The sequence below is a fragment of the Sphingomonas sp. CFBP 13706 genome (assembly GCF_014842355.1).
GTDB classification, from domain to species: Bacteria; Pseudomonadota; Alphaproteobacteria; order Sphingomonadales; family Sphingomonadaceae; genus Sphingomonas; species Sphingomonas aerolata.
Map to the genome: position 1 here is coordinate 176,353 of NZ_JACYVM010000003.1, position 26,196 is coordinate 202,548.

At 67.4% G+C, this 26,196-nt stretch carries 27 protein-coding genes and 1 riboswitch; of the genes, 12 read left to right on the plus strand and 15 right to left on the minus strand.

The window, feature by feature from the left end; all coding sequences use genetic code 11:
* Positions 1–12: 12 nt before the first annotated feature.
* Positions 13–1,773: an aminodeoxychorismate synthase component I gene (pabB, locus tag IFS44_RS07420; RefSeq protein ID WP_192098040.1), complete on the minus strand. Its 1,761-nt coding sequence runs from the start codon at positions 1,771–1,773 to the stop codon at positions 13–15.
* 80 nt (positions 1,774–1,853) lie between these two features.
* On the opposite strand from pabB, the gene IFS44_RS07425 reads away from it, so the two are divergent.
* The gene (locus tag IFS44_RS07425) at positions 1,854–2,522 is read left to right on the plus strand and encodes an MBL fold metallo-hydrolase (RefSeq protein WP_274604217.1); all 669 of its coding nucleotides are present in this window, start codon (positions 1,854–1,856) and stop codon (positions 2,520–2,522) included.
* 187 nt (positions 2,523–2,709) lie between these two features.
* On the opposite strand, the gene IFS44_RS07430 is transcribed toward IFS44_RS07425, so the two are convergent.
* Together IFS44_RS07430 and IFS44_RS07435 are read right to left on the minus strand one after the other, a co-directional pair.
* On the minus strand, positions 2,710–4,329 hold the full coding sequence (locus tag IFS44_RS07430) for a M28 family metallopeptidase (RefSeq protein ID WP_192098200.1): 1,620 nt from the start codon (positions 4,327–4,329) through the stop codon (positions 2,710–2,712).
* A gap of 38 nt (positions 4,330–4,367) precedes the next feature.
* Complete coding sequence (locus IFS44_RS07435) at positions 4,368–4,811, minus strand: MAPEG family protein (RefSeq protein ID WP_192098041.1); 444 nt, start codon at positions 4,809–4,811, stop codon at positions 4,368–4,370.
* A gap of 207 nt (positions 4,812–5,018) precedes the next feature.
* On the opposite strand from IFS44_RS07435, the gene rpmF reads away from it, so the two are divergent.
* The 5 genes from rpmF (at position 5,019) to IFS44_RS07460 (ending at position 7,981) form a co-directional block, all read left to right on the plus strand.
* Positions 5,019–5,198: a 50S ribosomal protein L32 gene (rpmF, locus tag IFS44_RS07440; protein WP_031438822.1), complete on the plus strand. Its 180-nt coding sequence runs from the start codon at positions 5,019–5,021 to the stop codon at positions 5,196–5,198.
* 27 nt (positions 5,199–5,225) lie between these two features.
* On the plus strand, positions 5,226–6,254 hold the full coding sequence (gene plsX, locus IFS44_RS07445; RefSeq protein WP_031395324.1) for a phosphate acyltransferase PlsX: 1,029 nt from the start codon (positions 5,226–5,228) through the stop codon (positions 6,252–6,254).
* Positions 6,251–7,219 carry a beta-ketoacyl-ACP synthase III gene (locus tag IFS44_RS07450; protein ID WP_192098042.1) on the plus strand — a complete coding sequence of 323 codons (969 nt, stop codon included), beginning with the start codon at positions 6,251–6,253 and terminating at the stop codon, positions 7,217–7,219. The genes plsX and IFS44_RS07450 overlap by 4 nt, the downstream gene beginning before the upstream one ends.
* 94 nt (positions 7,220–7,313) lie before the next feature.
* Complete coding sequence (locus tag IFS44_RS07455) at positions 7,314–7,613, plus strand: integration host factor subunit alpha (RefSeq protein ID WP_031395326.1); 300 nt, start codon at positions 7,314–7,316, stop codon at positions 7,611–7,613.
* 8 nt (positions 7,614–7,621) lie between these two features.
* Complete coding sequence (locus IFS44_RS07460) at positions 7,622–7,981, plus strand: MerR family transcriptional regulator (RefSeq protein ID WP_192069422.1); 360 nt, start codon at positions 7,622–7,624, stop codon at positions 7,979–7,981.
* Positions 7,982–8,042: 61 nt separating this feature from the next.
* On the opposite strand, the gene IFS44_RS07465 is transcribed toward IFS44_RS07460, so the two are convergent.
* The 7 genes from IFS44_RS07465 to rpmI all read right to left on the minus strand — a co-directional run bounded on the left by IFS44_RS07465 (position 8,043) and on the right by rpmI (position 15,704).
* Entirely contained in the window at positions 8,043–9,611 is a 1,569-nt protein-coding gene (locus IFS44_RS07465; protein ID WP_192098043.1) for a peptide chain release factor 3, read from the minus strand.
* Between the two features lie 283 nt (positions 9,612–9,894).
* Positions 9,895–10,770 (minus strand): aldose 1-epimerase family protein, encoded by an 876-nt coding sequence (locus tag IFS44_RS07470; RefSeq protein WP_192098044.1) that lies wholly within the window; start codon positions 10,768–10,770, stop codon positions 9,895–9,897.
* Between the two features lie 190 nt (positions 10,771–10,960).
* Positions 10,961–13,375 (minus strand): phenylalanine--tRNA ligase subunit beta, encoded by a 2,415-nt coding sequence (gene pheT, locus IFS44_RS07475; protein WP_192098045.1) that lies wholly within the window; start codon positions 13,373–13,375, stop codon positions 10,961–10,963.
* Positions 13,372–14,466 carry a phenylalanine--tRNA ligase subunit alpha gene (pheS, locus tag IFS44_RS07480; protein WP_192098201.1) on the minus strand — a complete coding sequence of 365 codons (1,095 nt, stop codon included), beginning with the start codon at positions 14,464–14,466 and terminating at the stop codon, positions 13,372–13,374. The genes pheT and pheS overlap by 4 nt, the downstream gene beginning before the upstream one ends.
* Positions 14,467–14,488: 22 nt before the next feature.
* The gene (locus IFS44_RS07485; RefSeq protein ID WP_192098046.1) at positions 14,489–14,830 is read right to left on the minus strand and encodes a GIY-YIG nuclease family protein; all 342 of its coding nucleotides are present in this window, start codon (positions 14,828–14,830) and stop codon (positions 14,489–14,491) included.
* A 285-nt stretch (positions 14,831–15,115) separates the two neighbouring features.
* Positions 15,116–15,481, minus strand: a complete 366-nt coding sequence (gene rplT, locus IFS44_RS07490; protein WP_031395288.1) for a 50S ribosomal protein L20 — start codon at positions 15,479–15,481, stop codon at positions 15,116–15,118.
* A 19-nt stretch (positions 15,482–15,500) separates the two neighbouring features.
* On the minus strand, positions 15,501–15,704 hold the full coding sequence (gene rpmI, locus IFS44_RS07495) for a 50S ribosomal protein L35 (RefSeq protein WP_031395289.1): 204 nt from the start codon (positions 15,702–15,704) through the stop codon (positions 15,501–15,503).
* Between the two features lie 199 nt (positions 15,705–15,903).
* Here rpmI and IFS44_RS07500 point away from each other — a divergent pair, with 199 nt between their 5' ends.
* Positions 15,904–18,027: an AsmA family protein gene (locus IFS44_RS07500; RefSeq protein ID WP_192098047.1), complete on the plus strand. Its 2,124-nt coding sequence runs from the start codon at positions 15,904–15,906 to the stop codon at positions 18,025–18,027.
* Between the two features lie 197 nt (positions 18,028–18,224).
* On the opposite strand, the gene IFS44_RS07505 is transcribed toward IFS44_RS07500, so the two are convergent.
* Entirely contained in the window at positions 18,225–19,055 is an 831-nt protein-coding gene (locus IFS44_RS07505) for an inositol monophosphatase family protein (protein ID WP_031439308.1), read from the minus strand.
* Between the two features lie 91 nt (positions 19,056–19,146).
* Here IFS44_RS07505 and IFS44_RS07510 point away from each other — a divergent pair, with 91 nt between their 5' ends.
* The 3 genes from IFS44_RS07510 to IFS44_RS22605 all read left to right on the plus strand — a co-directional run bounded on the left by IFS44_RS07510 (position 19,147) and on the right by IFS44_RS22605 (position 21,247).
* Positions 19,147–19,677, plus strand: a complete 531-nt coding sequence (locus IFS44_RS07510; RefSeq protein ID WP_031395292.1) for a peroxiredoxin — start codon at positions 19,147–19,149, stop codon at positions 19,675–19,677.
* Between the two features lie 95 nt (positions 19,678–19,772).
* Positions 19,773–20,783, plus strand: coding sequence for a GGDEF domain-containing protein (locus IFS44_RS07515; protein ID WP_320466478.1), 1,011 nt, complete (start codon positions 19,773–19,775; stop codon positions 20,781–20,783).
* Positions 20,784–21,118: 335 nt separating this feature from the next.
* Positions 21,119–21,247: a hypothetical protein gene (locus IFS44_RS22605; protein ID WP_274604218.1), complete on the plus strand. Its 129-nt coding sequence runs from the start codon at positions 21,119–21,121 to the stop codon at positions 21,245–21,247.
* 43 nt (positions 21,248–21,290) lie between these two features.
* Here the strand turns inward: IFS44_RS22605 and IFS44_RS07520 are convergent, their stop codons facing one another.
* Entirely contained in the window at positions 21,291–21,929 is a 639-nt protein-coding gene (locus tag IFS44_RS07520; protein WP_192098048.1) for a YbhB/YbcL family Raf kinase inhibitor-like protein, read from the minus strand.
* Complete coding sequence (locus IFS44_RS07525; RefSeq protein WP_342366371.1) at positions 21,922–22,383, minus strand: hypothetical protein; 462 nt, start codon at positions 22,381–22,383, stop codon at positions 21,922–21,924. Before IFS44_RS07525 ends, IFS44_RS07520 begins: the two co-directional genes overlap by 8 nt.
* A gap of 255 nt (positions 22,384–22,638) precedes the next feature.
* Here IFS44_RS07525 and IFS44_RS22610 point away from each other — a divergent pair, with 255 nt between their 5' ends.
* Entirely contained in the window at positions 22,639–22,764 is a 126-nt protein-coding gene (locus IFS44_RS22610; RefSeq protein ID WP_260171387.1) for a hypothetical protein, read from the plus strand.
* 25 nt (positions 22,765–22,789) lie between these two features.
* A complete protein-coding gene (locus IFS44_RS07530) occupies positions 22,790–23,095 on the plus strand; it encodes an alkylphosphonate utilization protein (protein WP_056675124.1) in 306 nt (101 codons plus the stop codon).
* Between the two features lie 57 nt (positions 23,096–23,152).
* On the opposite strand, the gene thiC is transcribed toward IFS44_RS07530, so the two are convergent.
* Together thiC and IFS44_RS07540 are read right to left on the minus strand one after the other, a co-directional pair.
* Complete coding sequence (gene thiC / locus IFS44_RS07535; protein ID WP_192098050.1) at positions 23,153–25,075, minus strand: phosphomethylpyrimidine synthase ThiC; 1,923 nt, start codon at positions 25,073–25,075, stop codon at positions 23,153–23,155.
* Between the two features lie 39 nt (positions 25,076–25,114).
* Positions 25,115–25,222: riboswitch (TPP riboswitch) on the minus strand.
* 88 nt (positions 25,223–25,310) lie between these two features.
* Positions 25,311–26,174 (minus strand): MipA/OmpV family protein, encoded by an 864-nt coding sequence (locus tag IFS44_RS07540; RefSeq protein ID WP_244650031.1) that lies wholly within the window; start codon positions 26,172–26,174, stop codon positions 25,311–25,313.
* Positions 26,175–26,196: the final 22 nt, after the last annotated feature.

The window sequence follows — 26,196 nt, forward strand, 5'->3', positions numbered from 1 at the left end:
AATTCGCGCGGGCTATACGCCGCGATCGCCTGATTTCGCAACCGCAACAACGGCCGGAACGAGCCCACGCACCGCATTTCCCATACGGAACCCGTTGGCGAGGTCGGCGCGCGTCAACCGTCCCTCGACCGCCTGGCCGCTGGCGAGCAGATCGGCGCGCAGCACGCCGGGGATCAGCGCGCCCACAGGCGGGGTTACCAGCACCCCGTCGCGCGGCACGAACAGCGAGGTGAAGCTCCCCTCCGTCAGGAAGCCGTCGGGCCCCTCGAACACCACTTCGGTGGTGCCCGCGGCACGCCGCGCGTCGTCGTAAAAGGCGCGGTCGCTGGTCTTGTGGCGCAGCCGGATATCGGCGGGCGCGACGGGCAGCGGGACGATCGCGACCGTCATCTGCGCGGGCGTGACCGGCATCGGACCGACCTGGATCGCGACCGCGCCCGATGCCGCGACGACCAGCCGGATCCGCCGCGGACCGCGCAGCCGGAAGGTCGCCGCCTGCAGTTCGTTCCGAACGGCGTGACGATCGAAGCTGAACCCCAGCGTCGCAGCACTCGCGGTCAGCCGGGCGAGATGCAGTTCGAGCCGCATCACCCCGTGTTCGGGATCGAACGCCATCGTCTCGATCAGGTCCAGCTTGCGCTGTCCGGCGGTGACGAAGGCCGCCTTGTCCGCGCATTCCTGCCATTCCTGGTCGGCGACACTGTCCGCGACGATCCCCGAGCCGAGCCCCATCACCGCGTCACCGTCGCGCACCGTCAGCGTACGGATCGCGACGTTCAGCGCGGCGTCGCCGCCGGGATCGAACCGGCCGATCGCGCCGGTATAGAGGCCGCGGGGGCGGGCCTGCTCGACCTCTGCGATGACCTCCATCGCGCGTTGCTTGGGCGCGCCGGTGATCGAGCCGCAGGGGAACAGCGCGGCGAGCACATCGATCGCATCGCGGCCGGGGGTCAGGCGCGCGGACACCGTCGACGTCATCTGGTGAACGGTCGGATAGGTCTCCACCGTGAACAGGTCCGGGACCGAGACACCCTGCGCGACCTGCGACAGGTCGTTGCGCATCAGGTCGACGATCATCAGATTTTCCGCGCGCTGCTTCGGATCGGCGGCCAGACCCTGGGCAAGGCGGCGATCGACGTCGGGCGTGGCGCCGCGCGGCGCCGTGCCCTTCATCGGCCTACACGTCAGCCGATCGCCCTCGAGCGTGAAGAACAGTTCGGGCGACAGCGACAGACAGGTCTCGTCGCCCGTGTCGATCAGCGCGCCATAGCCGGCGCGCGCCTGGTGTCTGAGGCGGGCATAGAGCGCGCGGGGATCGCCGATGAACGGCACGGTCGCGGCAAAGGTCAGATTGGCCTGATAGATGTCGCCCGCCGCAATCAGCGCGAGCAGCCGCGCGATTCGCGCATCATAGGCCTCGCGGTCGATCTGCGGCTGCGGCGGCCCGACCCAGATCCCGGCGGGATCGGGCAACAGCGCGGGCAGCGCCGCCGCGGGGATCGTCTCGTAGCGCTCGAACAGGCCGAACCACAGCAACGGGCCGTCCGGCGGGCCGGCATCGACCGCACGCGACGCGAACGTCATCCCCGCCTCATAGGCCAGCATCCCCGCGGCATGCAGCCCCTCGGCCAGCCCGCGACGGATCTCGGCAAGTGCCGGTTGCACGGCATCGGGGGTGTCCGCGCGAACGACCCGGACAGGCCGGTCGTACAGGCGCGCGGGGGCCCCCGCCTCCCGGGCATCATCAAGCAGCACGAAGGGCGCAGTCCACATCGTGCCGACTGATGCACGGGGCGGCAGGCAAACCGCAAGCGGCGATTGCCCGAAACCGCCCGCCGCCCTATTTTGCCGGAATGACAAAGACCTCCCTGCCGCCGCTGCGTGCCGCGATCATCCCCGTCACGCCCATCCGGCAGAACTGCACGTTGCTGTGGTGCACCGCGACGATGAAGGCGGCGGTGGTCGATCCCGGCGGCGACCTGCCGCGAATCAAGGCGGCGATCGCGGAGGCGGGCGTGACCGTCGAGAAGATCCTGCTGACGCACGGGCATATCGACCATGCCGGCGAGGCGAAGGCGCTGGCCAACGATCTGGCGGTGCCGATCGAGGGGCCGCACGAGGCCGACCGTTTCTGGCTCCAGCGGCTCGACCAGGACGGGCCGAAATACGGGATCGCCGGGGTAAATTTCGAACCCGACCGGTGGCTGGTCGAGGGCGACCGGGTGTCGGTCGGCGATCTCGTTCTCGATGTCTACGAAACGCCGGGGCACACCGAAGGCCATGTGATCTTCCATCACGCGCCATCGAAATTCGCGCAGGTCGGCGACGTGCTGTTCCAGGGGTCGGTCGGGCGATCGGACATGCCCGGCGGCAATCACCGCGTGCTGCTGTCGTCGATCGTCGAGAAGCTGTGGCCGCTGGGCAGCGACACGAGCTTCATCCCGGGGCACGGCCCCGCGAGCACGTTCGCGCATGAGCGCGCGACGAACCTGTTCGTGAGCGATCGGGCGCTGGCGGCGTAGGTCCCTGTTCTCCTGCGGATGCGGGAGAACACCGGGAAGCAGATGTCCAACGCGCCAATCACCCCACCCCGGCGAAGGCCGGAGCCCAGTTGGGGGACCAAGATTGGCGGAGGTAGCGCGCCGTTACTGCAACCTTCCCAACTGGCCCCCGGCCTTCGCCGGGGTGGTAGCGAATGTGGGTTGAGTCCTACTCCCGCTCACCCGCGCTTTCAGCCCGAACCGACTTGAACTCCGATTCGTCGCGCCACTCCGGCCAGAGCCGGCTGTTCGCCAGCTGCGTGCCGATCGTCTGGAACAGACCGACATCCTGCGCCGCGCCGCGCAGATCCCAGTCCGCACTCCAGGCGTCGCACGTCTGGTGATAGCATTTCATATAGCCGTCGAGCCACGCCTGCCCCGCCGGGCGACCACCCGTCACGAGGTCGGACGCGCCGCTGATCGCCATCAGCAACAGCGTCGGCACGCCGCGCCGTGCGACCGAGAAATGATCTGCGCGGTAGAACAGCCCCCGTTCGGGGAGCGCTTCGGGAGTCACGACGCGGCCCTGCGCCTTCGCGGCATCGCCCAGCATGTCCTCGAGGCTGTTCTGGCCCGCGCCGACCAGCAGGACGTCGCGCGCCGGCCCTGCCGTCTGGAGAATGTCGAGCGTCAGATTGGCGACCGTCTTCGCCGCGGGATAGACCGGTTTCACCGCATAGGTTTCCGACCCGAGCAGCCCCCGCTCCTCCCCGCTCCACAACGCGAAGACGAGGCTGCGGTCGGTGCGCGGCGCGGCGGCGAAGCTGCGGGCAAGACCGAGCACGCCCGCGACGCCGAGCGCGTCGTCATTGGCACCCGGGCGGATCGTGCGGCCCTGCGCATCGGGCGCGCCGACGCCATACGCATCCCAGTGCGCCCCGAACATCACCACTTCGTCGGGACGGGTCTTGCCGGGCAGCATCGCCAGCACGTTGCGGCTCTCCGCCGTGTCATGACGAACGGGAAGGTCGGTCGTGAACCGCTGCTTCAGCGCGACGGGGCGGAAATCGCTGCGTCGCGCGGCCTTGCGCAACGTGGCGAGGTCCTGACCGGAGGCGGCAAAGAGCCGGATTGCGGCGGCCCCTTCGATCCACCCCTGCAGCAGCACGCGCGAGGCCGGATCCTCGCGCACGATATCGTAATTCTCGCCCGCGGGTGCGGTGACCGTCGCCCAGCCATAACCGGCACCCGGGGTGTCGTGGACGATCAGCGCCGCCACCGCGCCACGCCGCGCGGCCTCCTCGAACTTGTAGGTCCAGCGCCCGTAATAGGTCATGCGGCGATCGCCGAACCGGCCCTTGGCATCGTCGCCCGCCACCGCCTCGAAATCGGGGTCGTTGACCAGGAAGACCGCGACCTTGCCCTTCAGGTCGAGACCCTTGAAGTCGTCCCAGCCGCGTTCGGGCGCGGTGACGCCGTAGCCGACAAAGACCATCGGCGCGTCGGCGATCGCGACGCGGTCGACCCCGCGCACCGTGCTGAGATAGACGTCGCGGCCCTGGACCAGCGGCGTGGCCCCGGCGCGCACGCTGCCCTGCCCCAGGCGCGTGTGGACCAGCGGCACCGCCTGCGTCCAGCTGCCGTCCGGCCCGCCCGGCGACAGCTTCATCGCCTTGAACTGCGCGATGAGCCAGTCGATCGTCCTGGTTTCGCCCGCGGTTCCCGGTGCCCGCCCCTCGAACGCGTCCGACGCCAGCGTCCTGACATCGGCGGACAGGCGCTCGGGCGAGATGGCATCCTGCGCCGGGCCGTCCTTCGCAAGGCCGGGCGTCGCGACCGCGAGCAGCATCGGCGTGGCGAGGAGGGCGGCGACATTCCGGACGATGCTCATGCGCGACCCTCGATCGGTGCGGTCTGGAACGTCGTGACCGACGGCGTGGCACCGGCCTGATAGGCGATCGCGAGCGCCCAGCCCGCGAGCAGCGCCATCAGCGCCCAGGTTGCGAGTGCGCCACCGGCGCGCGGCAGGTTCGACGTCGTCTTGTCCATGCCGAAGGCGTGCGCGATTCGCGCGACAACGAAAACGACTCCCGCGATCCACAACCAACGGAGCGATCCGCCGCCCAGTTCGATCAGCGCGAACAGGATCAGGATGAAGGGCGCATATTCGACGAAGTTCGCCTGCGCCCGCATCCGCCCCTGGAGGACCGGATTGCCATTGTCGCCCAACAGGACATTGTCCTTGAGGCGAGTCGGCACGATCCGGAAGGCCAGCCAGAGATTGATGACCGCGGCCGCGGCGGCGATCGTCAGGGTTACGGGCAGGATCATGCAGCTTATTCCTCGATGTTTCCGGTGTGCGCGGGTCGTGCCACTGTGCCACCATGCTTGCAACGCAGGCGATTATCGCTATAGCGCCACGCTTCGCGATGCGTCAGGCCGTATGGTAGCTCACGCGGCCGACCTTAACAGTCGGTTGCCGACTCCTTCGTCCGGGCCTATCGGAGCCCCGACCTTTATAAAGAACAAGGTGCCGAAATGGCCGTCCCCAAGAGAAAAACCTCGCCCTCCAAGCGCGGCATGCGCCGTGGCCACGATTCGCTGACGATCGCGGCATTTCAGGAGTGCCCGAACTGTGGCGAACTCAAGCGCCCGCACAACCTCTGCACGTCTTGCGGCCACTATAACGGTCGCGAAATCCTTTCGGTCGAGGGCTGAGCCCTTACCTGAGCGAAGGACGTGAGCATGCCCGACAGCGCCTGGATCGCCGTCGATGCGATGGGTGGCGATGACGGGCTGGCGGTAATGCTGGCGGGTGTCGCGCGTGCGCGACGCCAGTTTGACGGCATGCATTTCCTGCTGGTCGGTGACGAAACCGCGATTCGCGACGGGCTGAAAGCCCATCCGAATCTCGAACTCAACTCCGAGATCGTCCACGCCCCCGAGGTGGTTGGCTCGAGCGACAAGCCGAGCCAGGCGATTCGTCGCGCCAAGACGACATCGATGGGCATCGCCATCGATCTCGTCAAAAAGGGGCGTGCCGCAGCCGCGGTCTCGAGCGGCAATACCGGCGCGCTGATGGCGATGGCCAAGCTGTCGCTCAGGACCCTGCCGGGTATCGATCGCCCGGCGCTCGCCGCGCGTCTCCCGACGCTTGGCGACACCGACATGGTGATGCTCGACCTTGGTGCGAATACCGAGTGCGATGCGCGCAACCTCGTCCAGTTCGCGATCATGGGCGGCGCCTATGCACGGACCGCACTCGACATCGCCCACCCACGTGTCGCGCTGCTCAATATCGGCAGCGAGGACATGAAGGGCACCGACGAGATTCGCGAGGCCGCCGCCATGCTGCGCGCGACGCCCAAGCTCGACATGGACTTCACCGGCTTCATCGAAGGCGACCGGCTGTCGCGTGGCGATGTCGATGTCGTCGTATGCGACGGCTTTTCGGGCAATATCGCGCTCAAGACCGCCGAGGGCACCGCGCGATTCGTCGCCGACCTGCTCAAGCGCGCGTTCCGCAGCTCGGTCCGGTCGAAGCTCGGCTTCCTGATCTCCAAGCCCGCGACCGAATTGCTGCGCGATCATCTCGATCCCAATAATCACAACGGCGCGGTCTTTCTCGGGCTCAACGGCATCGTCGTCAAAAGCCATGGCGGCGCCAATGAGCGCGGCGTGGCGACGGCGATCGGCAATGCCGCCAAGATGGTGAGAAACGACCTCGTCCGCCGGATCAGCGACGATCTGGGCAACGTCAAGGAAGCCGCATGATCCGTTCGGTCATTACCGGCACCGGATCGGCCCTGCCGGTCCGTCGCGTCTCGAATGCGCAGCTGGCGGAACAGGTCGACACCAGCGACGAATGGATCGTCGAGCGCACCGGCATCCGGTTCCGCCATATCGCCGGCGAAGGCGAGACGACCGCGACTCTGGCGGCGGATGCCTGCCGCGCGGCTCTCGCTGCAGCCGGCGTAGACGCGCAGGACATCGACCTGATCGTGCTCGCCACCGCGACGCCCGACCAGACCTTCCCCGCCAGCGCGACCAAGGTGCAGGCGATGCTCGGGATCGACGACTGCGTCGCGTTCGACGTCGCCGCGGTCTGTTCGGGCTTTCTCTACGCGGTCCAGGTCGTCGACAGCATGATTCGCAGCGGCGTCGCCAAGCGCGCGCTGGTGATCGGCGCCGAGACGTTCAGCCGGATCCTCGACTGGGAGGATCGCACGACCTGCGTCCTGTTCGGCGACGGTGCGGGCGCGATCGTGCTCGAGGCGCAGGACACCGCCGACGCGGGCGGTCGCGGGATCCTGACCACCAAGCTGCATGCCGACGGGCGGCACAACCAGCTTCTCTATGTCGATGGCGGGGTCTCGACGACCGGGACGGTCGGCAAGCTCAGGATGAAGGGCCGCGAGGTGTTTCGTCACGCGGTGACCAACCTTGCCGCCGTCATGACCGAATCGCTGGCGATGGCGGGCTTGTCCGCGGACCAGGTCGACTGGGTCGTACCGCATCAGGCGAATGCCCGGATCCTCGACGCGACCGCGCGCAAGCTGGGCCTCGCCCCCGAGCGCGTCGTCGTCACCGTCGACCAGCATGCCAACACCTCCGCGGCGTCGGTGCCGCTCGCGCTCGACGTGGCGGTCCGTGACGGACGGATCCAGCAGGGCCAGATCGTCGTGCTCGAGGCGATGGGTGGCGGCTTTACTTGGGGTGCGGCGGTCATCCGCTTCTAAACGCAACTGAAAGCCAGTTGCAATTTGTCCGATAAAGCTCTTCCGATGATCACGCTGCTTGTGTAGGTACCGCAATGGGTGTGGGAGTTTCGGAATGACAATGACGGGTACGCTGACACGAGCCGATCTAGCCGAATCGCTTCATCGCGAAATCGGACTTTCGCGATCGGATGCTTCAAAAGTCGTCGAACAGATCCTGACCGAGATGTGCGAAGCGCTGACCAGCGGGCAGAATGTCAAGATTTCGGGCTTCGGTACGTTCGTCCTGCGCGACAAGGGCGAGCGCATCGGTCGCAACCCCAAGACGGGCGTCGAGGTGCCGATCGCACCGCGCCGCGTGCTGACGTTCCGCGCGAGCCAGATGATGCGCGAACGCATCGTCGGCGCAGGCTGAGGCACGCGATGCCGGACACTTCCGGCAAGGCCAGTACCGCATTCCGGACCATCGGCGAACTGTCGAACGATACCGGCTTGCCACAGCATATCCTGCGCTATTGGGAAACGCGTTTTCCCCAGCTCCGACCGCTCCAGCGTGCCGGGAATCGTCGCTATTACCGCGTCGAGGACGTCGCGCTGGTGCGCCGGATCGACCAGCTGCTCAATCGCGACGGCTATACCGTGCGCGGCGTCCAGCAGCTGCTGGCCGCCGAAAAGGGCGCACCGCCCGCGGTCGCTCCCGAGATCGTTGCGCCCGCCGAGACGCCGATCACGGCACTGCGCGCGATCCGCGACATGCTTGCCGAGGCCCTGGCCGCGGATTGATCCGCATGCCTGCCGGTTCGTCATACTCGCGCGGGCGGGGATGACGATCGATGGCGGTCCCTTACCGTTCGCGGGTCGCGGCGAAGCGGATCTTCGCATAGCGGTCGGCGATGTAGTTCACCTCCCACGCGCTCTTGGCGAGGAACACCGGGTTCCCGTCGCGATCCTTCGCCATCGCGCCGCGGTTGATCTCGGCGAAGGTCTTGAGCTCCTGCGGGTCCTCCGCCGATATCCAGCGCGCGGTCTCGTACGGCGCAGGCTCTAGCCCGGCCGCGACCTTGTACTCCGCGTCGAGACGCGAGAGCAGCACTTCGAGCTGAAGCTGCCCCACCACGCCGATGATCCAGTTCGAGCCGATGTCGGGGTAGAAGACCTGAGTCACCCCCTCCTCGGCCATGTCGTCGAGCGCTTTCCGCAATTGCTTGGTCTTGGTGAAATCCTTCAGCACGACGCGGCGCAGGATTTCGGGCGCGAAGTTCGGCAGGCCGGTGAAGCGGATCGCGGCGCGTTCGCTCAGCGTATCGCCGACGCGCAGCGTGCCGTGGTTGGGGATGCCGATGATGTCGCCGGGGAACGCCTCGTCCGCAAGCTCTCGGTTCTGCGCGAAGAACAGGATCGGCGAGTGGACCGCGATCGGCTTGCCGTGGCCCGTGGGCGTCAGCTTCATGCCGCGCTTGAACACGCCCGAGCACAGCCGCATGAACGCGATCCGGTCGCGGTGGTTCGGATCCATGTTCGCCTGCACCTTGAACACGAAGCCGGTCACTTCGGGCTCGTCGGGGGAGATGGGGGCGGGCTCGGCGGGCTGCGCGCGCGGGGGCGGCGCATAGTCGGCGAGCGCGGCGATCAGCTCGGCAACGCCGAAGTCCTTGAGCGCCGAGCCGAAATACACCGGCGTCAGATTGCCTGCGCGATAGGCGTCGGCATCGAAGCTCGAATAGCCGCCCTGTGCGAGTTCGGCTTCGTCGTTCAGGCGGATCATCGCTTCGGGGCTGAGGATCTTGGCCAATTCCGGGTCGTCGATGCCGGCGAACGGGATCGCCTTGCCCATGAATTCGCGGCTGTCGCCTTCGGGGCGGCTCAAAGTGTTGGCGTAGAGGTCGTACACGCCCTCGAACTCGCCGCCCATGCCGACCGGCCAGCTCATCGGGCAGACGTCGAGCTGAAGCATCTCGGCCACCTCGTCGAGCAGCGAGAACGGGTCGCGCCCCTCGCGGTCGACCTTGTTGACGAAGGTGATGATCGGCACGTTGCGCAGGCGGCAGACCTCGAACAGCTTGCGCGTCTGCGGCTCGATGCCCTTGGCGGCGTCGATCACCATGACGGCCGAGTCGACCGCGGTCAGCGTGCGGTAGGTGTCCTCGGAAAAGTCCTCATGGCCCGGCGTGTCGAGCAGGTTGAAGGTGATTCCCTGGCGTTCGAACGTCATCACCGACGACGTGACCGAGATGCCGCGCTGCTGCTCGATCTTCATCCAGTCGGAGCGCGCACGGCGGTTCTGGCCGCGCGCCTTCACCTCGCCCGCGAGATGGATCGCGCCGCCGAAATAGAGCAGCTTTTCGGTCAGCGTGGTCTTGCCGGCGTCGGGATGCGAGATGATCGCGAAGGTGCGGCGGGGAAATTGGGTCATGGCGTGGGTCCGGGGAGCCGAGCCGGGGCTCGGAAGTTAAAGAAGTTCAGGCTACGTACCGCTCGGAATCCCCTCCCCGCGCGGGACGCAGCGGGAGCGGGAGGAGGCGGCATGCAGCGATCATCGCGTGCTATTGGCAGATGCGGGGCGTGTAGGACAGAGGTGGCGATAGAGTTGATGCTCCCCTCCCCTTCAGGGGAGGGGCTGGGGGTGGGGCCTAACCACGAGCGCGGCGCTTGCGGGTCGCCCCCACCCCAACCCCTCCCCTGAAGGGGAGGGGCTTTTAGCGGATCAGCGTTACGTAGAGCGCAATGCGCTTGGTGGCACCCGGCGCTATCTCGAACACGCCAGGCTTGGCACGGAAGTCGCCGTCATAGCCTTCGGGGTCGGCGATGCCGTGCCACGGCTCGACACAGACATAGGCGGCGCCGGGCTTGGTCCAGATGCCGAGCATCGGCGTATTGGGGAAGTCGATCCGCAGCTGCGGGCCGGTCTCGGCGCCGTAGGTGACCGAGTCCGACCGGACCGAATCCCAGACCAGCGCATCCTTCGCGAACAGCGCGTCCCGCAGGCGCAGCGTCCGCCCCTCCAGCGGCGAGGGCCGCTCCCCCCCCGCGATCGTGCCGTCGTCGGCGATCATGCGCAGCGAATCGGGCTCGTCGGCCGAGAAGACGATACGGTGGTCGGCGCGATCGTGCCCGTAAGGCAGCGGCCAGGCGAAGGCGGGGTGGAAGCCGAAGCTCGCCGGCAGCGGCTGTGAGGCGGGGTTGGTGATCGCGACGTCGACGCTCAGCGTCGCGTCGACCAGCGCGAACGTCACCGTCAGCCGGAAATCGAACGGATAGACCGCACGCGTCTCGGGCGTCGCCTCGAGCGTGAAGGCGACCGATCCGGGCTGCTGTTCGGACACCGAGAACACCATGCGCCGTGCGAAGCCGTGCTGCTTCATCGAATATTCGGCGCCGTCGACGCGGATCGTGTCGCGGTAGGGGCGACCGACGACGGGGAAGAGGATCGGTGCGTGACCGGTCCAATAGGCCGGGTCGGCGTTGGTCATCAGCTCGCGGCCGGCCGCGTCCTTGAGCGACGTGAGTTCGGCGCCCAGCGGGTTGATCTGCGCGGTGAGGTGGTCGTTGGCGATCGTGATCAGGTCGGTCATTGGGGTCCTTCCTTCGTGGTCGAACGCGCGGGTCTTCAAAACGCTCATCGGACAGCCCGCCGGCACCTCCCCGGCGAAGGCCGGGGTCCAGTTGGAAAGGTGGAAGTAACGAGGGACTGTCCGCCGTTACTCCCGTTCCCCAGCTGGGCCCCGGCCTTCGCCGGGGTGGTGTTGGAGGGTGAGGAGACGCTCAGACGCGCAGGCTCGCGCCCTGCTTGGCCGCTGCCGCGACGACCTTGTCCGCGACCGCCTTCAGCTCCTCGTCGGTGAAGCTCTTGGCGGTGGGTTGCAGGACGATTTCGACCGCGACCGACTTGTGGCCGTCCTCGACGCCCTGCCCGGTGAACACGTCGAACACGCGCGCCGAGACGATCGCAGCCTTGTCGGCGCCCTTGACCGCGCGGACCAGCGCGTCGGTGGCGAGCGCCGCCGGCACGAGGAACGCGAAGTCGCGGCGGACGGCCTGCAACGCCGGCGGCGTGTAGGCCGGGCGCGCGAAGCCAGAGGCGCGCTTGGGCGGGATCGCGTCGAGATAGACTTCGACCGCAGCGACCGCGCCGTCGAGGTCGAACGCCTTGAGCACCAGCGGATGCAGCATGCCGAAGCTCGCCAGCACCGTCTTCGGCCCGAGCCGGAGCGTGCCCGACTGACCCGGATGCCAGGCATCACCCGCCTCCCCCATGACCTGGAGATTGTCGACGGGTGCGCCCGAGGCGGCGAGCAGTGCCAGCGCTTCGGCCTTCGCATCATAGGCGTCGAAGCTCGCGGCCTTGCCGTCGCGCCAGCCGCGCGGGCGGCGGTCGCCCGCCAGCACCACGCCGAGCGTCGCGCGTTCGGCCTCGGCGAGGTAGCGGCGACCGATCTCGAACAGGCGGACGCTTTGCTGGCCGCGCTTGAGGTTGCGGCCGGTCGCGGCGAGCAGGCCGGGGAGCAGCGAGGGGCGCATGACCTTGAGGTCTTCGCTGATCGGGTTGGCGAGCGTCCACGCGCCGCCACCGAACGGTGCGGCCTCGGCGTCGGAGAGGAAGCTCCACGTCACCGCTTCGTCGAGGCCGCGGGCGGCGGCGGCGCGGCGTGCGCGGCGTTCGAGCTTCTGCTCGGGCGTGGCGGTCGGCTTGGCGACGCCGGGCATGCGCGGCAGCGGCGTCGAGGGGATGCTGTCGATGCCCTCGATCCGGACGACTTCCTCGACGAGGTCGGCGGGGCCGTCGACGTCGCGGCGCCAGCTCGGGACCGTGACCGGCCATTTGCCCTCGATCGTCGAGAACAGCGCGTCGCTGAACGCATCCGCGCTCTTGATCGCACCGATCGTGAAGCCGAGCGACAACAGCGTACGTGCCTGGCGTTCGGGCGCGACGTGTAGCCCGCCGAGATCCGCGCTGAGGCGCGGGTCGTAATGGATCACGCGCGGCTCCGACGGTGCTTCGCCCGAGCGCGTGACGTCACTCGCGGTGCCGCCGCATACGTGGAGCACGAGCGCGGTGGCGATCGCGAGGCCGTCGTCGAGGAACGCCGGATCGACGCCGCGTTCGAAACGGCTGCGCGCGTCGGAGGTGAGCGTGAGCTTCTGGCCGGTGCGCGCGATGTGGTCGGGATCGAAATAGGCGCATTCGATCAGCACGTCGGTGGTGTCCGCCGAGACGCCCGAATGCTCGCCGCCCATGATGCCGCCGATGTCGTGCACGGCGGTATCGTCGGCGATGACGGTCATGCTGGCGTCGAGCGTGTAGGTCTTGCCGTTGAGCGCGACGACCTGTTCGCCGTCCTTCGCTTTCCGCGCGACGAGGCCGCCCGACAGCTTGGCGCGATCATAGACGTGGAGCGGGCGGCCGAGGTCGATCATCAGGTAATTGGTGATGTCGACCAGCGCGGAGATCGGCTTCTGGCCGATCGCGAGCAGGCTGCGCCGCATCCAGTCGGGCGAGTCGCCGTTGGTGACGCCGGTGACGGTCTGCGCGAAGAAGGCGGGGCAGCCCGCCGCATCCTCGGTGCGGACCGATGGCCCTGCCCCATCGGTGACGATGGGATCGAAGATCAGCGGTGTGAGCGTGCCCATCCCCGCCGCGGCGAGATCGCGGGCTATGCCGCGTACGCCCATGCAGTCCTGGCGGTTGGGGGTGATCGCAACGTCGATGACGGGATCGGTGAGCCCGGCATAGTCGGGATAGGGCGTGCCGATCGGCGCGTCCTCGGGCAGTTCGATGATGCCGTCATGATCCTCGCCGAGCTCCAGCTCGCGCGTCGAGCACATCATGCCGTTCGATTCGACGCCGCGGATGCTCGCGAGCTTGAGCGTCACGTCGAGACCGGGGACGTAGGCGCCGGGCGCCCCGAACACGCCGACCAGCCCGGCGCGTGCGTTGGGCGCGCCGCAGACGACCTGGAGCGGGCCGTCACCGGCGTCGACCGACAGGATCTGGAGCTTGTCGGCCTGCGGATGGCGTTCGGCGCTGAGCACCTTGGCGATCTTGAACGCGGCGAGCTTCTCGCCGGGGTTCTCGACGCCTTCGACTTCGAGGCCGATACGCGTGAGCGCGTCGACGATCTGGTCGAGCGTGGCGGTGGTGTCGAGGTGCTGCTTGAGCCAGCTGAGCGTGAACTTCATGCGCCGACTCCTGCCGACAAAGTGGGGACGTCGAGGCTCGAGAAACCATAATGTTTCAGCCAGCGGATATCGCCGTCGAAGAACGGGCGGAGGTCGTCCATGCCGTATTTGAGCATCGCAAGCCGGTCGATCCCGCAGCCGAACGCGAAGCCCTGCCACTCGTCGGGATCGAGCCCGCACGCCTCGATCACCTTGCGGTGGACCATGCCCGAGCCAAGGATCTCGAGCCAGCCATCGGGCTCCGCGCCGCCGACGACGCGCTTGCCCTTGACCAGCGTGTAGCCGACGTCGATCTCGACCGAGGGCTCGGTGAACGGGAAATAGCTCGGGCGCATCCGCAGCACGATGTCGTCGCGCTCGAAGAACGCCTTCACGAACGTCTCGAGCGTCCATTTCAGGTGGCCGAGCGTGATGCCCTTGTCGATCACGAGGCCCTCGACCTGGTGGAACATCGGCGTGTGCGTCGCGTCCGAGTCCGAGCGGTAGGTGCGGCCCGGCGCGATGATGCGGATCGGCGGCTTCTGGCTCAGCATCGTGCGGATCTGGACGGGCGAGGTGTGCGTGCGGAGCAGCGAGAAGGTCGTCTTCTCGTCGGCGGTGCTCGCGGCCTTCGCGTCGATCCCCTGCTGGAGATAGAAGGTGTCGTGCATCGCGCGCGCCGGATGCGTCTCGGGGATGTTGAGCGCGGAGAAGTTGTGCCAGTCGGTTTCGATCTCGGGCCCGGTCGCGACCGCGAAGCCCAAGTCGGCGAAGATCTCGGCGAGTTCGTCCATGACCTGGCTGACCGGGTGGATCGTGCCGGGCATGGGCGCGTCGGCGGGGAGAGTCATGTCGAGCGTTTCACTGGCGAGGCGCGCGTCGAGCGCGGTGCGTTCGAGCGTCGCTTTCCGTTCGGCGATGCCGTTCGCGACCGCCTCGCGCAGCCCCTGGATCAGCGGCCCCTGCACGAGGCGCTCGTCGGGGGTCATCTTGCCGAGCGTCTTCAGCAGCGCGGTGATCGTGCCCTGCTTGCCGAGCGCCTCGACCCGGCACGCCTCCAGCGCGTCGAGGCCGGATGCCGCGGCGATCGCCGCCAACATGTGTTCACGCATCTGGTTCAGGTCTTGCGTCACGTCATACTCCCAGAGCGGGTTCGGTCGGCAGATCGGGTAGGCGGGGCAGCCCCAAACCGATACCCAGATCGTCCCAATTTTCGTTGTGCGCTTCGATCAGCTCGATCTTCCACGCTCTTCGCCACTCCTTCAGCCGCTTCTCGCGAACGATCGCGGCCTCCATCGTGTCGAACATCTCGTAATAGGCGAGACGCCTGATGCCGTACCGGTGAGTGAAGCCGGGGATCAACCCCTCGCGGTGCTGAACCAGCCGCGCGAGCAGATTTGAGGTGACGCCGACGTAGAGCGTGCCGCGGCGGCGGGAGGCGAGGATGTAGACGCAGGGCTGGAAGGTTTCGCGCATTTTTGGTGCTCCCCCGTTTACGCCCGCCTCTGGCGTCCTTAGCTCCGTCATCCCGGCGGACGCCGGGACCCATGGTTGCGGGCCGGGTGATGGTAGCACGTTATCGCCGGGTCCGCCGTAACCGTGGGTCCCGGCGTTCGCCGGGATGACGGAAGGGAGGCGTTCGCCGGGATGACGGAGGGGGCGGGTGCTCCGCATCGTTCAATTGCGCTCCGCCCCAAACGCAAAAAAGGGCGCCGGTGGTTTCCCACCGGCGCCCTTTTCAAACCCAACCTCAGTCGCGGATTACGCGGCCTGGGGAAGTGCTGCCTTCGCCTGTGCGACGATCGCGCTGAAGGCTGCGCCCTCGTGCATGGCGATGTCGGCCAGGACCTTCCGGTCGAGTTCGATACCCGCCAGCTTCACGCCGTGCATGAACTGCGAATAGGTCAGACCCTCGGCGCGGACGCCGGCGTTGATGCGCTGGATCCACAGACCACGGAACGTGCGCTTCTTAACCTTGCGGTCACGATATGCGTACTGTCCGGCCTTTTCGACGGCCTGACGGGCGATGCGGATAGTGTTCTTGCGACGGCCATAATAGCCCTTCGCCTGAACCAAAATACGCTTGTGCTTGGCGCGGGTGGTAACACCCCGTTTTACGCGTGCCATTGTCTAATTCCTTCTCAGCTCAACGCAGGCCGTAAGGCGCCCAGGCCTTCACTGCTGCGGTATCGGCCTTGGACAGCAGCTTGGTGCCGCGGTTCTGACGGATGTACTTGCCGTTGTGATGCGCCAGACGGTGACGCTTGCCGGCGACGCCGTGCTTGAGCAGGCCGGTGGCGGTGAGCTTGAAGCGCTTCTTGACGCCGCTCTTGGTCTTCAGCTTGGGCATTTTTATCCTTTCGGTTACGAAGGGAAACGCTGAAATCGCCGCGGCAGCCCACACTGGCCGGGCGATTCGTCGAACGCGCATCCCTTCGAGGAAGCGGGGCCGATACCCGCATCGGTCCGAAATCTCAAGTCGCATTCCCGGATTAATGCGGCATCCGACCATAGTGGAACCGCTACGCCCGCCATGCGATAGGCTTATCATGGACGCCAGCCCGACGCAGCCGATCGACGCCCCCCCGCCCGCCGCGGCGCAGAAGAGGCGCAAACGGCGGATCCTGCGCAACATTCTGATCGGGATCGTCGCGGTGATCGCCGCGATCTGGCTGGTACTCTATATCACCAAGGGTCGCTTCCTGAAGCATCCGTTCGAGCGGATCGTCGGGTCGATGACCCACCGGACGGTGACCGTCGGCGGCGATTTTCAGCTCTATTTCGCGCCGTTCCGAATCAAATTCTATGCCGAGCGCTTCACGCTCTCCAACCCTGACTGGGCGAGTCGGCCCAACCTGTTCCAGGCGGACAAGCTCGACACGCGGATCGCGCCGCTGTCGCTGATCTTCGGCAAGCGGCGGCTCTACTGGCTCGATCTGGTCAACGGCGCGGTCGATCTCGAATGGAATGCCGCGCATACCGCCAATAGCTGGACGTTCAGCGACAAGAAGGGCGGCGAGCCGCTCGAATTCCCGCGGATCGACGTGGCGACGGTGACGGGGACGAGCGTGCGCTATCTCGACCCGCGGATGCGCGTGCTCGCCAATCTCGACGTCGCCGATATCCGCTCTGTCGATGCGACGATCGGCCGCGCGGTCGGCCTCAAGGGCACCGGCCGGCTGCGCGAGACGCCGTTCACGGTGACCGCGCAGTTGCTGTCGCCCGACGCGACCGCCAATCGGGGACAGAACAAGCTGGTCGCGCGGATGCGCGCGGCGGGCAACGTGATCGACGTCGCCGGCACGCTGCCGAGCATCGCGGACGTCGAGAACGTGCCACTCGCGGTGACCGCGCGCGGCGCCAACCTGTCGACCCTGCTCGGCGTGATCGACGTCGCGATCCCGAACACACGCACCTATCGACTGCGCGGGCAGCTCGTGAAACAGGGCGAGGAATATCATTTCACGCGGATCACCGGCGTGGCGGGGAAGACCGATCTGGCGGGCAAGCTGACGATCACCAATGGCGAACGCATCCATCTCGATTCGGTGCTGGCGACCAAGAGCCTCGATATCGTCGATGCCGCGCCGTTCATCGGCTACAATCCCGACATCGTCGAAAGCCGCGGCGCGGTGGCGGCCGCCGCCGCGACCGGCGCGGGCGCGCAACGCCTGTTGCCCGATGGGAATTTCCCGGTCGAGACGATGCAGATCTTCGATGCCGACCTGAAATGGACGATCGGCGTGGTCCGGTCGAAGAACATCCCGATCTCGAACGTCGACCTGACGCTCGACCTCGAGCGCGGGCGGCTGGCGCTGTCGCCGCTGACGTTTGCGATGGCGCGCGGCAATGTCGCCTCCGACGCGGTCTTCGATACACGGTCGCGGCCGAGCGCGGTATCCTACGACATTCGCCTCGCGCCGACGCCGATGGGGCGGTTGCTCAAGGGCTATGGGCTTGCCGAGGCGGGGACGACCGGGACGATCAAGGGGCGGATCAAGCTCGACGGGCGCGGTGATTCGATCCATGATTCGCTGGCGTCGTCACGCGGCCGGATCGCGTTCGTGATGCCGTCGGGCGCACTGTCGGTGCGCAACGTCCAGCTCGCCGAGCTCGACATCGGCACGTTCGCGCAGCGGATGTTCCAGGGCAAGCTCGACGAGCCGGTCCAGGTCAATTGCGGCCTGATCGGCTTCACCGTGCGCGGCGGTGTGGCGGCAGCAGACCCGATCCTGATCGACACGAAGAAGAACGTGATCGTCGGCCGCGGCGGGTTCAGCTTCCGCAACGAGGCGGTCGACCTCGCCTTCCGCGCCGATTCGAAGAAGTTCAGCCTGTTCGCAGGCCAGTCGCCGGTCGGGTTCGGCGGCGTGTTCGCAGCACCGAAGATGAGCGTGGTCTCGAAGGACCTGCTCGCCCGCGTCGGCACCGGGCTGGGCCTCGCGCTGGTGGCGACGCCGGTCGCGGGTGTGCTTGCGTTCGTGGATGTCGGCGATGCGAAGGCCACGGCGTGCGGCCCGGTGCTGGCCGGCGCGACCGCAAAGGCGCAGCGGACGACCGAGGGCGAGACCCGCGACGATGTCGGCCGCGGGACGACTGCCAAGGGCGAGGACGGCAAGGCGTCCGAGGCGGAGAAGAAGGGGCAGAAGAAGAAGTTTCTCGGGATCTTCTAACGGCGCGGCGGCTTTGGTCGCGGCCACGCCGCGCGCCTTACCTTACTGGCCCCCGTCACCCCGGCGAACGCCGGGGCCCATGGTTTCGGCCAGCGCGGTTAGCGACCGTTCCGTGTCCGTGGGTCCCGGCTTTCGCCGGGATGACGGATATCAGGCTGAGTGCGAGGCGTAACGCCCGCCTTCCCACCAAGACGCTCTCAGTGGTCGTGACCGCCATGGTCATGCGCATCACCCGTGATCCGGTGCATCGCCTCGAGCACGTCGTCCAGCCGAGCGGGATCGCCGATCGCGAGCACATGGCCTTCGCTCGCCGCGGTCAGCGGGTCGCCGTTCCAGTCGCACATCATCCCGCCGGCGCCTTCGACGACCGGGACCAGCGCGGCGAAGTCGTAGAGCTGGAGACCCGATTCGCAGACGACGTCGAGGTGACCGCTCGCGAGCAGCCCGTAATTATAGCAGTCGCCGCCATAGACCGGCCCCTGGCGCGGGTTGCCACCCGAAATCGCCGCGACGAGCGCGAGATAATGCGGGACGTCCGCCTCGCCGAACAGATGCGGGCTGGTCGTCGCGATCGTCGATCCCGCCAGCTCGCGGCAGACCCGGGTGCGCACCGGCACGCCGTTCAGCGTCGTCGGACGCCCCGCGACGCCGACCCAGCGTTCGCGCTGGACCGGCTGGTCGATGATCCCGAGCACCGGCCAGCCATCCTCGACCAGCGCGATCAGCGTGCCGAAGATCGCGCGGCCGACGGTGAAGCTGCGCGTGCCGTCGATCGGATCGAGCACCCATTTGCGGTTGGTGACGCCGGTCTTCTCGCCAAATTCCTCGCCGACGATACCGTCGCCCGAGCGTTCGGCGTCGAGCAGCCGGCGCATCGCCGATTCGGCCTCGCGGTCAGCGCGGGTGACGGGGGACTGGTCGTCCTTGATCTCGACGCCGTGCTCGTGGCGGAAATAGGGTCGGATGACGTGGCCCGCGGCATCCGCGAGGCGGTGCGCGAGGTCGATATCGGCTTGGGTTACTGGCATGTGCCCTGCCTATCGAGCCTGTACGGCGCGGGCAATGGACGGATGCCGCGAGCGGGCGTACGTCATTGCGATCATACCGGAGTATAGCCCCATGCGCCTTGTCCCGACTCTCGCCGCCCTCCTCCTCGCCACCCCCGCAGTCGCGGCGCTCGCGCCCGGCGCCAAGGCGCCCGACTTCACCACGCGCGGCGCGATCGCCGGCAAGGTGTTCACGGTCCACCTCGCCGAACAGCTGAAGAAGGGCCCTGTCGTCCTCTACTTCTTCCCCGCGGCCTATACCGGCGGCTGCAATGCCGAGGCGCATGCCTTTGCCGAGGCGGTCCCCGCGTTCAAGAAGGCCGGCGCGACGGTGATCGGCATGTCGGCGGACAACGTCGAGACGCTGAGCAAATTCTCGGCGGAGAAATGCGCGGGCAAGTTCGCGGTCGCCAGCGCCGGGCCGAAGGTCGTCGCGGGCTATGACGTCGCGCTCGGCAAGCAAGTGATGGGACGCGACGTCACGAAGCGCACCAGTTACGTGATCGGCCGCGACGGCCGGGTCGCCTTTGTTCACGACGACATGAACCCCGCCGAGCATGTCAGCTCGACGCTGGCCGCAGTCGAGACCCTTAACCGCCGATAGGCTTGCAAATCGTCACGCGTTGCTAACCTTTGTTGTTCTATTCCGGGGGCGAAACGGGGGCAAATGACATGCGGGACGCGCAGGGCGCACAACAGGTGAGCACGGAGGACCTGTTCGACCAGATCGGCCGATTCCTCCGTAAGCACCGGTTGCGTCCGGATCCGTCGCATTATGCGTTCGCGCATGCCGTGCTGTCGGCACCCGACGGCCCGCTCGCGGCGCAGGTTGCGCAATTGACCGAAGGCGGCGTCCGGCTGCTGCGCAGGGATATCGAGGCGCTTGGTGGACAGGTCACCGAGCCCTCTGCGGTGGTCGATCCCGACGACCCGTGCGATCCCGCGCAACGCGAAGGGCAGGCGGACCGGCTGGTTGCCGAGACGCAGGAGTATGTCGACGGGTTCGCGACGATCATGCACAGCATCCATGCCGAGACCCGCGGCTTCGGCCACGATCTGGCTGAAAGCGCGGCGGCGATCACGACCTCGCCGGGACTGGCAGAGATCGACGAGATCACGCGGATCACCACCGCGATGATCGGCCGGATCCGCGAGTCGGAGGTGCGGCTGGCCAAGGCGAAGCACGAGACCGACGTCCTGCGCGCCAAGCTGATCGAGGCGCGCGACAGCGCACGGCGCGACACGCTGACCGGCCTGCCCAATCGGCGCGCGTTTGACGAGGCGTTCGGCGCCCGTGACGCGGACAAGGGCCCTTATTGCCTGGCGGTATGCGACGTCGACCGGTTCAAGCGCGTCAATGACGCGTTCGGCCACGGCGTCGGCGACCGGGTGCTGACCGCGATCGGCCAGATGATCGCGGCGGGGTGCGAAGGGCATCTCGTCGTGCGGCACGGCGGCGAGGAGTTCGCGGTGCTGTTGTGCGGCGTCAGCCTGAGCGACGCCGCGCGCCTTCTCGATTCGGTCCGCGCGATCGTCGCCGCCAAACGCTTCCGCAACCGCGAGACCGATTCGCCGCTCGGCCAGATCACCTTTTCGGCAGGCGTCACCGCAATCCATGCGGACGAAGCCGCCGAGAGCGCGTTCGCCCGTGCGGATCGGCTCCTCTACACCGCCAAGGGCGACGGGCGCGACCGGATCTGCGCCGCCTGATCCGCGCGGCGGTCCGCGGCACCGATCCTTGGCGCCGTTCACCGGATTCGTGTGGCGAAAAATCCCAACTGCTGCGGGGCTGCTGCGAAAAACCGCGCTGATTCAGCCGGATACGGAACTGGCACGGGGTGTGCAAAGCAGGGGATATCGGCAGCCGGATGGTCCGGACGCCGCCATCACCGAAGGGAAGCCACCATGTCCTCGATCCATTTCGAATCCGCCAAGCGCATCCTCCTCTCGTTCGCCGGGGCGCTGGTCTTCGCCGGCATCGCGATCAGCGCCGCGACGCCGATCATCCCAATCGCGTGATCCGGCCTGACTGCGGAGACTGCATCATGCTTCATCACCTCCATCGCGGCCAATCCCGGCCCGACCGCCTGCGGGACAGCGGCCTGCTCGTCGGCATCGTCGCCTTCTCGACCACCGTCCTGCTGATCGCGACCCACGCCGCAGCGTTCGCCTGATCGGCAGCGCGGGGGATCCCTGCCCGCCAGGCGCGGGTCGCGGTCAGGCCAGCATGGCCGATGAAGCGGGGCCGACGGGCGCGGCCTCCTCGCGCGAATAGGTCCCGATCAGCAACCCTGCCGCGAGCACATGTCCCGACATCGCCTCGACCAGCGCGGTGCGGCCCGGTGACACGCCCGGATCGCCCAGCGCCGCATCGAGCGCGAAAAGCTGGAAGGCGTAACGATGTTCGCCATGCCCGGTCGGCGGATCGGGCGGCAGCCAGCCTTCGCGCAGATAGGAATTGCGCCCGACATCGCCATCGGGCGTCCCTGCGCCGTCGGCCGTGATCGCACCTTCGGCCAGTCGCAGCCGATCGGCAGCGATATGCCAGACGATCGCGTGAACCAGCGGTTGCGGCGTCGGCGCATCCGCATCCTCGACGATCAGCGCGAGCGCGGCGGTGCCCGCAGGTGGCACGCTCCAGACCAGCGGCGGCGACACCCCGTCCTCATCGGCGGTGAACCGCGGCGGCAACCGCCCCTCATGCGCAAAGGCGGGGCTGGTCAGGTCGAGCGTCGCGAACCCCGTGCCGGCCTGCGCGCCCGACCCGAGACCGGACCGGGCGATCACCAACGCGTCGGCACCAGCGCGCAATCCTTTAAGTGCGTGGCCGAGCCAGGCAGGCATGTGTTCAAGCATCGTTACCCTCCGAAGGACAGGCGCCGGGGCGCAGGACCGGTGCGCCATCGGCATACCAGCGGCTCTGGTCCTGCATCGTGCCGGCATCATGATAACAGGCCTGCGCCGTGCCACCCGCCGGATCGATCGCGACCATCCAGTTGTGATCGCCGCAATTATGCGCCTCGCACCCCCAGGAGGCGATGCGCCTGCCCCGTTGGAAGATCGGCGTCTGCGGTCCCGAGCGTCCGCGGATCAGCGACCGCAGCCGGGCATCGTCGACGACCGCGAGCAACCCGCCGGCCACCTCGGTGCGATCGAAGAAATCGACGCCATCGACCGCGTCATGCGGATATTTGCCGACATAGGCGGTGAGCGGCGTGGTCTGCGCCTGCCCCGCCACGGGGGTCGGCGTCCGCGTGGCAGGCGGCGTGAAATTGGCGACCGCAGCGGTCTGCTGGGGATCGTCGCCCACACTGCAGCTTGACACGGCCATGGCAAGCATTGCCATCCCCGCACGCAGCGACAGGCTAATCGGCGCAGCCCCGGATCCGATATGCATCGCAGCCCCCTCATGCTCTTTTCATCCCAACGCGCCGACCGGGCCGAGGTTGCCCGCGATGCCCGCACTGCCGGGGCGATTCGACGGTCCGAATCTACGGGTATGCGCGCGCGCAAGCGTGTATCGTCGCCGGCCCGGGGCGCTCCGCCCCGCCGGAAGGGCAGCATCATGGCCAAGAGCCAGAAGAAATCGAACAAGGAAGTCCGCAAGCCCAAGGCCGAGAAGGAGCCCAAGGCGAACGCGTCGAACCCGACGACCAAGGGCAAGCCCGTCGAGATGACGACGCTCAAGTGATCCGGCACGAAACAGGACGATGACGATGGCGGACGACGATTACGTCTATGACGAGGCCAGCGGCGAATGGGTCGCCGCCGACGCCGCATCCACGACCCGCGCGGCGGACGACGACACGGTCGTGGTCCGCGACTCGGTCGGCAACGTGCTGGCGGACGGCGACCAGGTGACGCTGATCAAGGACCTGACCGTCAAGGGCGCGGGCCAGACGCTCAAGCGCGGTACGCTGATCAAGGCGATCCGCCTGACCGGTGACGCGCAGGAGATCGATTGCCGCTACGACGGGATCAAGGGGCTGGTCCTGCGCGCGGAATTCGTGCGCAAGCGGTAACGGACGTACCCCCCGAACTCCTCCCCCTGGCGGGGAAGGAGTTCGAGGTGTGGCGGATCAGACGTCGGCGGGAAGGTAGATTTCGCTGCCCTTCTCGCGGAACCTCTCGCTCATTTCCGCCATGCCCTTTTCCGCGTCGGCATGCGCGCCCTTGGCGAAGATCGCGCGGTTGGCGTCGGTCTGATCGACATCGGCTGCGAGGAACGTGTCGGCGGGGCCATTCTGTTTCGCGGCGAAGTCCCTCACCTCCTGCGTGATCTTCATCGAGCAGAATTTGGGACCGCACATCGAACAGAAATGCGCGGTCTTGGCGCCTTCTGCGGGGAGCGTCTGGTCGTGATATTGCTCGGCCGTATCGGGGTCGAGGCTCAGGTTGAACTGGTCGCGCCAGCGGAATTCGAAGCGCGCGCGGCTTAACGCATCGTCGCGCATCTGTGCGGCGGGGTGGCCCTTGGCGAGGTCGGCGGCGTGTGCGGCGAGCTTGTAGGTGACGACGCCGACCTTCACGTCGTCGCGGTCGGGCAAGCCCAGATGCTCCTTGGGCGTGACGTAGCAAAGCATCGCGGTGCCGTACCAGCCGATCTGCGCCGCGCCGATGCCGCTGGTGATATGGTCATAACCCGGCGCGATGTCGGTGGTGAGCGGCCCCAAGGTATAGAAGGGCGCCTCGCCGCAAACCTCGAGCTGCTTTTCCATGTTTTCCTTGATCTTGTGCATCGGCACATGGCCGGGGCCCTCGATCATCACCTGAACGTCGCTCTTCCATGCGCGGTGGGTCAGTTCGCCGAGCGTGTAGAGCTCGCTGAATTGCGCCTCGTCGTTCGCGTCGGCGATGCTGCCGGGGCGCAGCCCGTCGCCGAGCGAATAGGCGATGTCATACGCCTTCATGATCTCGGTGATCTCGTCGAAGCGCTCGTAGAGGAAGCTCTCCTTGTGGTGGCTGAGGCACCATTTCGCCATGATCGAGCCGCCGCGCGAGACGATGCCGGTGACCCGCTTGGCGGTCATCGGGATATAGGCGAGGCGCACGCCGGCGTGGATCGTGAAGTAATCCACGCCCTGCTCCGCCTGTTCGATCAGCGTGTCGCGGAAGATCTCCCAGGTCAGCTCCTCGGCGACGCCGCCGACCTTTTCGAGCGCCTGATAGATCGGCACGGTGCCGATCGGCACGGGGCTGTTGCGCAGGATCCATTCGCGCGTGTCGTGGATGTTGCGGCCGGTGCTCAGGTCCATCACCGTGTCCGCGCCCCAGCGGATCGACCAGACGAGCTTGTCGACCTCGGCGGCGACGTTCGACGCGACCGCGGAGTTGCCGATATTGGCGTTGATCTTGACCAGGAAGTTGCGGCCGATCGCCATCGGCTCGGATTCGGGGTGGTTGACGTTGTTGGGGATGATCGCGCGGCCGCGCGCGACCTCGTCGCGGACGAATTCGGGGGTGACGAAGTCGGGGATCGACGCACCGAAGCTCTCGCCGTCGCGCTTATACTCTTTCAGCATCGCGCGGCCGAGATTCTCGCGGGTCGCGACATATTCCATCTCGGGCGTGATGATGCCGCGGCGGGCATAGTGCATCTGGCTGACATTGGCGCCGGCCCTGGCGCGCAACGGGCGTGCGATGCTGCCGGGGAATTGCGGCACGCCGCCCGAGCGGTCGGGGCCGAGCTGGCCATTGTCCTCGGGCCGGACCGCGCGCGCGTCGTAGCTTTCGACGTCGCCGCGCGCCTCGATCCACTGGCGGCGGAGTTGCGGCAGGCCGGCGTTGATGTCGATCGTCGCCCTGGGGTCGGTGTACGGACCGCTGGTGTCGTAGACCCGCAAGGGCGGCTCGGAACAGCTCGGGTCGAGCACGATCTCGCGCATCGCGACGCGGACGTCGGGGCTGGAGGGCACCGCGACATGAACCTTCCGCGAGCCGCGTATCGGGCCGGTGGTGACGCCGATATCGGCGGTCGGGATGCGGGGATCGTAATCGGCCATGCGCTTGCTCCTAAAGGTCTCGGAGCAAGGCATGCGGTTCTGTGGCGACCGCTCCCTCCCTCCGCCGGTATCAACCGGATCAGGTTCAGCGGGTCGAAGGCTCCTGCCTTCCTCTCAAGCGCGGATCGGCGCTCCCCCGGGGTAGGGCGAGCATAGGCGCAACGGACGGGGGCGCAAACGAAAAACCCCGCGCGGTCGGGCCGCACGGGGTTTCGGGTCGATCGGCGGGTTGCGATCAGAAGGTGTAGGTCAGGCCCACCGCGCCGAGCCACTGGTCGGCATCGCCGACGTCCGCGACGATCGGGCTGTCCTTGTACTTGCCGAGCATGCGGCCGTAGAGCACGCCCGCGCCGACGCCGAACCCACGGCGCAGATCGCCCGACAGGCTCTGCAACGCGAAGGCGGAGACGTTGACCCGGCGGAAACCGCTGTCGTTGATGTCATAGGTGCGCAGACCGCTGTTGATCGTGCCGATCGGCGTGACCGCCGCATAGGTCCGGCTAAAGCCCTTGCCCGCATAATCCGCCGACAGGCCGAAGGCGACCAGGGTCCGGACCGACAGCGGCGTGGTGTAGTTGACCTGCGGGGTGATGACATAGCTGTCGTGCGTGCCCGACACGTCGTGGATATAGGCGACGCGCGCGGTCAGCGTGTCGTAATCGCTGGTGATGACGCCGGTCTTGCCGACGCCGACAAAGCCGCCGACTTCATAGGCCGTGTCGATCTTGCCGAGCGCGCGGACCTGACGGTTGTCGACCCGGCCCGTGCGATCGGTACGCACCGCGGCGATGACACCGACTTCGTAGTTGATACCGACCGATCCGGTATTGGGGATCAGGTTCACGTAGAGCTGCGTACCGCGCGTGAAGAAGTCATGCCCGCGGACCGTACCGATCGCGACCGCGCCGGGGGTGAAGCTGTTGCTGTCCGCACCCTCGTAATCGGGAAGCGACGCGACGCCGAGACCGAGCGTGATGCGGTTGTTGTCGGCGGGATCGGTGATTGGCGGGGTCGGATTGGGATCCGTCTGCGCAAGTGCCGGCGTGGCGAGGGCGACTGCCGCGGTTGCGGCAGTCAGAACGAGTGAGAATGCGCGCAAGGACGGGCTCCGGACAAAAAGG

Excerpts from the sequence above, each read along its gene's own strand:
- IFS44_RS07470 (WP_192098044.1), bottom strand. The coding sequence starts at position 10,770 with ATGACCGACCTGATCACGATCGCCAACGACCACCTCACCGCGCAGATC.
- IFS44_RS07485 (WP_192098046.1), bottom strand. The coding sequence starts at position 14,830 with ATGCGCGAAACCTTCCAGCCCTGCGTCTACATCCTCGCCTCCCGCCGC.
- IFS44_RS07450 (WP_192098042.1), top strand. The coding sequence starts at position 6,251 with ATGATCCGTTCGGTCATTACCGGCACCGGATCGGCCCTGCCGGTCCGT.
- IFS44_RS22610 (WP_260171387.1), top strand. The coding sequence starts at position 22,639 with ATGGCCAAGAGCCAGAAGAAATCGAACAAGGAAGTCCGCAAGCCCAAG.
- IFS44_RS22605 (WP_274604218.1), top strand. The coding sequence starts at position 21,119 with ATGCTTCATCACCTCCATCGCGGCCAATCCCGGCCCGACCGCCTGCGG.
- IFS44_RS07510 (WP_031395292.1), top strand. The coding sequence starts at position 19,147 with ATGCGCCTTGTCCCGACTCTCGCCGCCCTCCTCCTCGCCACCCCCGCA.
- IFS44_RS07520 (WP_192098048.1), bottom strand. The coding sequence starts at position 21,929 with ATGCTTGAACACATGCCTGCCTGGCTCGGCCACGCACTTAAAGGATTG.
- rpmI (WP_031395289.1), bottom strand. The coding sequence starts at position 15,704 with ATGCCCAAGCTGAAGACCAAGAGCGGCGTCAAGAAGCGCTTCAAGCTC.
- rpmF (WP_031438822.1), top strand. The coding sequence starts at position 5,019 with ATGGCCGTCCCCAAGAGAAAAACCTCGCCCTCCAAGCGCGGCATGCGC.
- IFS44_RS07530 (WP_056675124.1), top strand. The coding sequence starts at position 22,790 with ATGGCGGACGACGATTACGTCTATGACGAGGCCAGCGGCGAATGGGTC.
- IFS44_RS07505 (WP_031439308.1), bottom strand. The coding sequence starts at position 19,055 with ATGCCAGTAACCCAAGCCGATATCGACCTCGCGCACCGCCTCGCGGAT.
- IFS44_RS07435 (WP_192098041.1), bottom strand. The coding sequence starts at position 4,811 with ATGATCCTGCCCGTAACCCTGACGATCGCCGCCGCGGCCGCGGTCATC.
- pheT (WP_192098045.1), bottom strand. The coding sequence starts at position 13,375 with ATGAAGTTCACGCTCAGCTGGCTCAAGCAGCACCTCGACACCACCGCC.
- IFS44_RS07430 (WP_192098200.1), bottom strand. The coding sequence starts at position 4,329 with ATGCTGCTCGCGGTCGCGACGCCCGGCCTTGCGAAGGACGGCCCGGCG.
- IFS44_RS07465 (WP_192098043.1), bottom strand. The coding sequence starts at position 9,611 with ATGACCCAATTTCCCCGCCGCACCTTCGCGATCATCTCGCATCCCGAC.
- IFS44_RS07460 (WP_192069422.1), top strand. The coding sequence starts at position 7,622 with ATGCCGGACACTTCCGGCAAGGCCAGTACCGCATTCCGGACCATCGGC.
- rplT (WP_031395288.1), bottom strand. The coding sequence starts at position 15,481 with ATGGCACGCGTAAAACGGGGTGTTACCACCCGCGCCAAGCACAAGCGT.
- pheS (WP_192098201.1), bottom strand. The coding sequence starts at position 14,466 with ATGCGTGAACACATGTTGGCGGCGATCGCCGCGGCATCCGGCCTCGAC.
- IFS44_RS07455 (WP_031395326.1), top strand. The coding sequence starts at position 7,314 with ATGACAATGACGGGTACGCTGACACGAGCCGATCTAGCCGAATCGCTT.
- IFS44_RS07500 (WP_192098047.1), top strand. The coding sequence starts at position 15,904 with ATGGACGCCAGCCCGACGCAGCCGATCGACGCCCCCCCGCCCGCCGCG.
- thiC (WP_192098050.1), bottom strand. The coding sequence starts at position 25,075 with ATGGCCGATTACGATCCCCGCATCCCGACCGCCGATATCGGCGTCACC.
- IFS44_RS07425 (WP_274604217.1), top strand. The coding sequence starts at position 1,854 with ATGACAAAGACCTCCCTGCCGCCGCTGCGTGCCGCGATCATCCCCGTC.
- plsX (WP_031395324.1), top strand. The coding sequence starts at position 5,226 with ATGCCCGACAGCGCCTGGATCGCCGTCGATGCGATGGGTGGCGATGAC.
- pabB (WP_192098040.1), bottom strand. The coding sequence starts at position 1,773 with ATGTGGACTGCGCCCTTCGTGCTGCTTGATGATGCCCGGGAGGCGGGG.